At 61.8% G+C, this 7,344-nt stretch carries 5 protein-coding genes; 3 read left to right on the top strand and 2 right to left on the bottom strand.

The genetic code is table 11. The features are described 5' to 3' along the window. Nucleotides 1-149: 149 nt before the first annotated feature. Complete coding sequence (locus tag AWB94_RS30045; RefSeq protein WP_084395346.1) at nt 150-965, top strand: carbon-nitrogen hydrolase family protein; 816 nt, start codon at nt 150-152, stop codon at nt 963-965. Between the two features lie 242 nt (nt 966-1,207). Here AWB94_RS30045 and AWB94_RS30040 read toward each other — a convergent pair whose 3' ends face one another. Further along, entirely contained in the window at nt 1,208-1,939 is a 732-nt protein-coding gene (locus tag AWB94_RS30040; protein WP_062658370.1) for a creatininase family protein, read from the bottom strand. Between the two features lie 141 nt (nt 1,940-2,080). Further along, nucleotides 2,081-3,574, bottom strand: coding sequence for an amino acid permease (locus AWB94_RS30035; protein WP_165605367.1), 1,494 nt, complete (start codon nt 3,572-3,574; stop codon nt 2,081-2,083). A 362-nt stretch (nt 3,575-3,936) separates the two neighbouring features. Between AWB94_RS30035 and AWB94_RS30030 the strand changes: the two genes are divergently transcribed. Together AWB94_RS30030 and AWB94_RS30025 are read left to right on the top strand one after the other, a co-directional pair. Then, entirely contained in the window at nt 3,937-5,349 is a 1,413-nt protein-coding gene (locus AWB94_RS30030) for a glutamine synthetase family protein (RefSeq protein ID WP_062658372.1), read from the top strand. Between the two features lie 55 nt (nt 5,350-5,404). Further along, nucleotides 5,405-7,267 carry a helix-turn-helix domain-containing protein gene (locus AWB94_RS30025; protein WP_062658373.1) on the top strand — a complete coding sequence of 621 codons (1,863 nt, stop codon included), beginning with the start codon at nt 5,405-5,407 and terminating at the stop codon, nt 7,265-7,267. Nucleotides 7,268-7,344 lie beyond the last annotated feature (77 nt).

Genomic DNA, 7,344 nt, shown 5'->3' with positions numbered 1-7,344 from the left:
ACTACGCTCAACGACAGAGACCAGCCGCCGGCTGAGTTCTCACATCAGGAAGTCTCCGGACTCGCCGGGGCGACTCACTATTAGAAACCCAACAACTCGCCTAGGGCGACGCCACGACCGACGCTCCAAAAGATGCAACACTGCAACGGGTGAAGATCGCCGCGTACCAGGGCCCATATCTGCCGTTCGGGTCAATGGACGCCGTGGAGCTGATAAGAGAGCAACTAACCCAGTGTGAGCGCGTCGGCGTCGAGCTCTTGTGCTGTCCAGAAGCAATTCTCGGCGGACTGGCTCACGAATCCGACGGCCAAAGTCCTCACGATGTTGCAGTGAGCGTTAAGGAACTTCGCCGACTGCTCGCGCCATTGACGTCGTCACCGGTCGCCACCGTCGTCGGCTTCACTGAACACGCCGACGACGGTCAGCTGTACAGCTCTGCGGCCTTCCTAGCCGATGGCGCGGTGCAGGCCATCTATCGTAAGGTCTATCCGGGCTACCGGACTGTCATCCGCGCCGGGACACAGTTGTCGGTCTTTACCTTCCGGGGCGCCGTCATGGGCATCATGATCTGCAACGACCTCTGGTACGTCGAACCGGCGCGGATCCTCGCCAGCAAGGGAGCAGCGGTCATTCTCGTTCCCACCAACAGTGGACATCTACGGAATGCACTGCTGGACAACCGGTTTCGGAACAGGAGTGAAACCCTTCCCGTAGCGCGAGCGGTCGACAACACGGTGTCGGTGGTCGTCGCCGACATCGCCGGTGAACAGCAGGGACGCGCCGCATTGGGCAGCAGCAGGATCATTGACCCCGACGGCGCACTGCTCTGTGCAGCCAATCCCCGTGAGGTCGGGCTTATCGCCGCCACCATCGATACCCACTCACGACCCTTCGATCGACGTGGCTGGGATGGTCACACCAACGCGGCTGTCCACCGCCAGTACACGTCCCTAGTCATCCGCTAAACGATGAGGTTGGGATCGACCCGAGGTCTAAGACCACCGTGTCCGCAGCCCGCGAATGCCGTGGAGAGTTTGTCGGTCCGCACGTTCATCGAAATCGCCGTGGAGTCTGCGCCACCAATCAATGCGGACCGGCCCGGAGCAGGCCCGTATTGCGCTGTCTGTGCCAGGAAAGAGTGGGGAAACTGGCGAGACCAAAACTGCGACCAGTGCTGCGGCCGGACGTGGCGCTTTCCCTCAACACCTCAACCCAGCGGCTCCGTCTCGGCGCGCGCACGAATCAACAGGTCGGCGATGCCGTCCACGATCGCGGTGAAGAGAGCCTCACCCGAGGGGGCAGACGCCTCGGTCGGACGTCCTACTACACCGCTGACAGTCACATCGGGCATCGCATACGTCAGCACCCGGCCGACCGTGCGGTCAACTTCGTCGACGGCGCGGTCCAGATGCACGAGCTCGGGAGACAGGTGCAGCACCATCGAGGTTTCGGCCTCGTTGGCGTGCGGATCGTCAGCGTCTCCTAGGTATCCTTGCGTCGCTCGCGGTGTGATGTCGTACAGCGAGACGAACCGGGTTCGCATTTCGGGCAACTCGTATCGAAGGGCAAGTAGGCTGCTCTGGCACGGCGGACCGTTCGTCGCATGGGAATTGACGACTACAAACTTTCGGAACCCCGATGCATAAACCCATCTGCCGATGTCGTTCAGCAGCTCGGTCATCGTCGACACCGATAGTGACAGTGTCCCCGGCCAGTGGTCGGTATGTCCCAATGAGCATCCGTAGGTGACCACGGGAAGGGCGACCGCGTCCGTGCGTTGGATGGCCGATGCGACCGCACGGTCAGCAAGCAGGGCGTCGGTCCCGGTGGGTAGATGCGGCCCGTGTTGTTCTACTGCGCCTACGGGTAGCACCGCGACTGCACCCGACTGCGCCGCTGCGCTGACTGCGTCGCGAGTAAGTTCTGACCACTGCGGCATAAGTTGTCCTTCGTGTTCATGCAGCCTCCGCACCCGCCAAGCCGCCAGCCGACGGTGGGTGTGGTGGCCGGATCCTGTGGATACTCAGGGAGGGGTCCAAGCAGTACCGAGTGCGGGAACCGGTCACCAAGCGAGGCCGGGTTAGTTGGGATGTCCTGCGACGCTGGCCGTCTCGATCCTGTTGATCGCTTGACGCCCCTCGCGTCCGGCGAACAAGTAGTAGACGCCGGCCAAGACCACGACGAGAAGGACAAATAGCACGCTGGAGTACTTGTTGTACCAAACATCTTCGCCGCGCGGCCATGCCAGATTGATCGTCAGCGCAGTTCCCAGGACAGCGGCGAGCACGTTGACCGGTAGCGAGAACGCTCCCAAGCTCCACACCGGGGTCCAACGGCCACGAAGCCGCTGGAACAGTTGAGCCCAGACGACCAGGATGTAGCAGAGGAAGAGCCCGGTCAGGCACGCCGTGGTGATCGCCGCCAACGCGTCGATGAAGACGATGATCGCACAGGCGATCACTCCGACCATAACCGTTGACACATGGGGGATCTGGGTTCTAGCAGGAACTTTGGCCAAGCTGGTGGAGAATGGTACGCGACGGTCGCGGGCCAACGAGAACACGATCCGCGCGGTGAGCGCCTGGTTTGTCATGGCGCACACGAACACGGCGATGATGATGATTGCGGCGATCAACTTGTAGAACGCGCCCCCGGTGTTGCCCTCGATGATTGCCTGCAGGGGATTCGCCGAGGCGACGATGTCGTCGACGTTCCCCGGGATGGCAAGCACCGTCGCGATCAAGAAGATGATACCTACGGCGAAGGTGGTCACTATCGACGAAATACCGGCGCGTGGGATGACTTTGGCAGCGTCTTTTGTCTCTTCCGCCATGTCGGTGGCCATCTCCAAACCGGTCCAGGCCCAGGAGCCGAACAGCATGGCAGCAGCGAACGCGGGGAGCATCGACGTGTCCGGCGGAAGCCCCTGTGACTCAACAAGAACCGTGACGGGCTGATTGCCGAAGCCGGCGATCAGCAAGACGATGATGAGGACGACCATTCCGCCGACCTCGGCGACGGCACCGATAGTCGCTACCGCTGAGGCGATCATGACACCAATAAGGTTCAACACCGTGCATGCCAGTATGAGGATGATTGCGGCCAACTGTTGCTGAGTAGGAGTCAACTCCACATCGAACAGCGAGGCAACGAAAGGAGATATGCCGTAAGCGACGGCGCTGACGAGCGCAATCTGAGACGCCGCGTACAACCACCCCGTGAGGTAACCGGTGCGCGGTCCGACCAGCCGGGCGGCCCACTGGTATAGCGCTCCGGCCAACGGCATTGTGGAGCCCAACTCGGCGAACATCAAGGTAACCAACAGCATGACGATGAAGCCGATCAGCCAGGTCCAGACAAGAAGACCCGTTCCCCCGGTGGTGATGCCGAACGCGAACAGCGTGAACACCGCGGTCGCAACGGATGACGTCGAGATGTTCACCGCAGTGGCACGCGCCAGACCCATGGTGCGCCGCAGCACCTCTTGGTAGCCGAACCCTTCGAGCTGATCGCGATCCTCGCGTTCAGCAGATTCATCACGCGAGGCACGCTCGCTCTCCGGAGTTACGCTCATAACCAACCTCATTTAGTCGCTCGATCGCCATCATGGTGTTGTCGTCATCGACAGCGGGCCGCGGGAGTCGTGGGCTACCGCGAGGCGGAGTTGGCCGGCGGAACAGATGCATCCCGCCGCCCGGTGAGCAACGTAGCGACTGCACGTCGTGCGCCACCAGAGGTGCCGGGAAAGTATGGGCAACATGCACGCTGCCAAGGACCCCACGCGGGGTTACCTTTGACCAACGGCCGGCAAGCTCGTGATCTTGGCTTATACGTGATCGCGTACCCACATGAGTTCACTTGATGGTGAGCCGGACGTGGGTTCAGCACACGACGACGTGACCCTTCCGCATGAGATCGACCAAAGGAACCGGAGCAATGACCAACACGCAGACCCACGTCGATCGAATGGACGGAAACCAAGTGGGTCGGCCAACCGACGCGCGTATTGAGCAAGTACGCGAGATGTTCGACCGGCACAAGATCCGTACCGTGCAGTTCGGGATTCCCGACATCGACGGGTTGATCCGAGGAAAGTTCGTTCCCGCAGAATTCTTCCTGGAATCGATCGCCCGGCGTGGATCCACAATTCCCAACATCATCTTCGGCTGGGACATGGAAGACACCCTCATGGACTGTTTCAGCTTCTCTGGCTGGCAGACTGGCTACTCCGATGTTGTGTTGATGCCCGATCTATCCACGATCAGGCCTATTCCGTGGGAGTCCGGGCAAGCCTTCGTCCTCTGCGACGTGGTCAATACCGATGGATCTGCAGTGGACGTCTCTCCGCGTACGATCCTCAAGCGGCAGGTCGAGCGCGCTGCGAAGCTCGGGTATAGCTTCACCGCCGGTTATGAACTCGAATTCTATTTGTACCGTGAGACTTCCGAATCCGCAGCCGAGAAGGGTTACCAGAACCTCCGCCCTGCGACACCGGGAATCGCGACGTTCAGTCTGCATCGGGCGGCCGCGCTCGAAGACGTGGTGGGCGCGATACGTGAGGGCATGCGAGCATGCGACATCCCAGTACTCGCCTCCAACACCGAGTATGGTGCCGGCCAGGTCGAGATCAACATCGAGCACAGCGATGTGTTGACCACCGCAGACCGTGTCGCCATCTACAAAAACGGTGTCCGGCGTATCGCCGAGCAGCATGGCCTGCTGGCGTCGTTCATGGCAAAGGTGGCCACCGAGTCGGCAGGCTCCAGCGCGCATATTCACCAAAGCGTGCAACACGCTTCTGATCCGAATCGTAACGCCATGTGGGGAGGGAGCGGCCCGTCACCGACCATGTGGCAGATCCTGGCTGGGCAGCTGGAATCGATGCGTGAGTTCACGATCCTCTACTGTCCTACCGTCAACAGCTACAAACGCCGAGTCCCAGGATCGTGGTCACCGGTATCGGCTGCGTGGGGTGAGGACAACCGCACCGCTGCACTGCGTGTCATCGCCAACGAAGAGGGCGCATGCCGTATGGAGAACCGCCTGCCGGGTGCCGACGCCAACCCTTACCTGGCCCTATCTGCATGCGTCGCAAGCGCTTTGCACGGGATTGAGAACAAGCTTGAGCCGCCGGCCGCCGTCGTCGGCAATGCATACGATCAACCAGGCACCGAACTCCCGAGTTCCCTGTCTGAAGCGATCAGGGAGTTCGAGAACGGGACGATCGCCCGGCAGGCCTTCGGCGACGTGTTCGTCGACCATTTCGCAGCGTCCCGGCGCTGGGAGCGTGACCGACACCGTCAAGCGGTGGGCGACTGGGAACTCAAGCGCTACTTCGAGCGGGTCTAGGCCAATGCATGCGGCTCGCAACCCCAGACCTCGGGTTGTAGGTATACGATCGGCCATGGCGCAGAATGCGATGGCCCAGATCGAGTTGCAGGCCCTGCAGAAGATCGCCCGAGTCATGGCCTCTTCACAGGACCTCGGTATGGTCCTGCAACTCATCGCCGAGGCAATCGCTGGTGATCGGTCAGACCGGGATGTCTACATCTACGTCTTCGACGCAGACACCAACGAACTGGTTCTGACTGGGGCTACCGAGAGCCCGGCTGCTCGTCAGGTCGGAATACTGCGCGTTGCCTACGGTGCGGGCGTGACCGGCTGGGTGGCGGCCTCTCGTCAGAGCTACCTGGTCGCCGACAAGCCAGGCAACGACCCGCATTTCCTGGCGTACCCGGACATCGGAGAAGAACGGTACGGCGCGATCTTCTCAGTGCCGATCGTGTCGCGAGAGGATGACCTCCTCGGGTGCATAACCGTGTGGGCCACCAGTGGGCACCGATTCGACGCCGCCGAAGTGCCCTTCGTGGAACGCGTCTCCGCACTTGTGGCCGGCACGTTCGAAACAGCCCTCCTACTCGAGACCCACCGTCACCAGACCCGGGTATCGGACGGCCTTGGCGAACTTGCGTCGATGGTCGCCTCTGGAACGCCTACCGCACCCACTCTTGAATTTGCCACCGAACTTGCCCGAATCGCGGTACGCGCCGACATCGCGGTCTCGCTCGTCACCGATCCGTCGGGGGCCGATCGTATGTATCTCGCCGTGCCGTCGCCGAACGAGCCGCACCCGCGCGGCCTTGCCCAGACCGCCCGCAAGATCCTGCTCGATATCGAGCAGGACATCCGCAACGGGAGGCTGAGCTGGCACGGTGCAACCGAGAAGGTTGGCCGTGCCCTCGACCGGATTGCCGGCGCGGTCGTGACCGCACCCGTGCGAGTCGGTTCTGACGACCTGGGGATGGTGGCGTGCTATCGCATCGAGGCTTCGCGGTTCACCACTCAGGAGGCCGCGACGGTGACAACGATCGCCAATCACGCGGCGATGGCCCTCAAACTCGCGCTGCTGTCCGACGAACTGTCGGAACGTAACAGCCTGAACTGGTTTCTGCGCGACTTGTCGTCGGGGCGAGTTGGCGCCGACGAATTGCGCAGGCGCGCAGCGGCGATCGGAATCGATGCTGGTACCGGCTATGTATTCGTAGTGGGAAGCGTTGCCGCCCAATCTGTCAGTGGTGTCGATGTAGGATCACTGTCTCTGGGCTCAAGCCTCAAAGATCTTCTCACGCAAATACAGGAGTTGCCGGTTGACACCCACTGGGCGATCACGCCGTATCAAACGGTTGCGGTGATCCCGTGGACCGGTGATGAAGACTCGATCGACGCCCTGCGGCTACCATTGCTCGAGGTTTGCGCGAGGGTCCGCGCCTCCACGGGTACTGCACTGACTTTCGGGGTGTCACGACCCGTGGCAGCCCTCGATGACTTTTGCGGTGCGCTTGCCGAAGCCCGAGAGGCTATGGCGATCGGCGCCAGCCTCAGCAACCCGAGCGGGGTGTTCACCCTCGATGACGTCGGCCACCACCTGCTGCTCAGCCGGGTCTCTGGTGTGGGTTCAGTCCGTGACCGCTATGCAACCGCGATCGCGCGTATCGCCGAGTACGACAGGGTCAAAGGTACCGAGTTGCTTGAGACGCTTGCTGTCTTCCTACACTTCCGCAGCCAGAGTGCCGCATCCCGCGAACTGTTCGTGCATCGCAATACGCTCAATCAACGACTCACTCGAGCAACCTCTTTGAGCGGTTTCGACGTGCTGGACTCCTCGGAGTGGTTTCCGCTTCAACTCGCGCTGAAAGTTCATCAGGCGCGCGTCGGCGTCACCCCGATCGATCGACGAAACTCCACCGAAAACCGACGAATACGGTGATCCGGCGCCGCCGGTCGGCGGATCGCGACGTGCCCCGGCAGGGATGAGGTGCCACTTCCCCAAGTCGAGTGACCACG

The sequence above is a fragment of the Mycolicibacterium canariasense genome, from assembly GCF_002101555.1.
GTDB classification, from domain to species: Bacteria; Actinomycetota; Actinomycetes; order Mycobacteriales; family Mycobacteriaceae; genus Mycobacterium; species Mycobacterium canariasense.
This window is presented reverse-complemented; position numbering and strand designations above follow the sequence as displayed.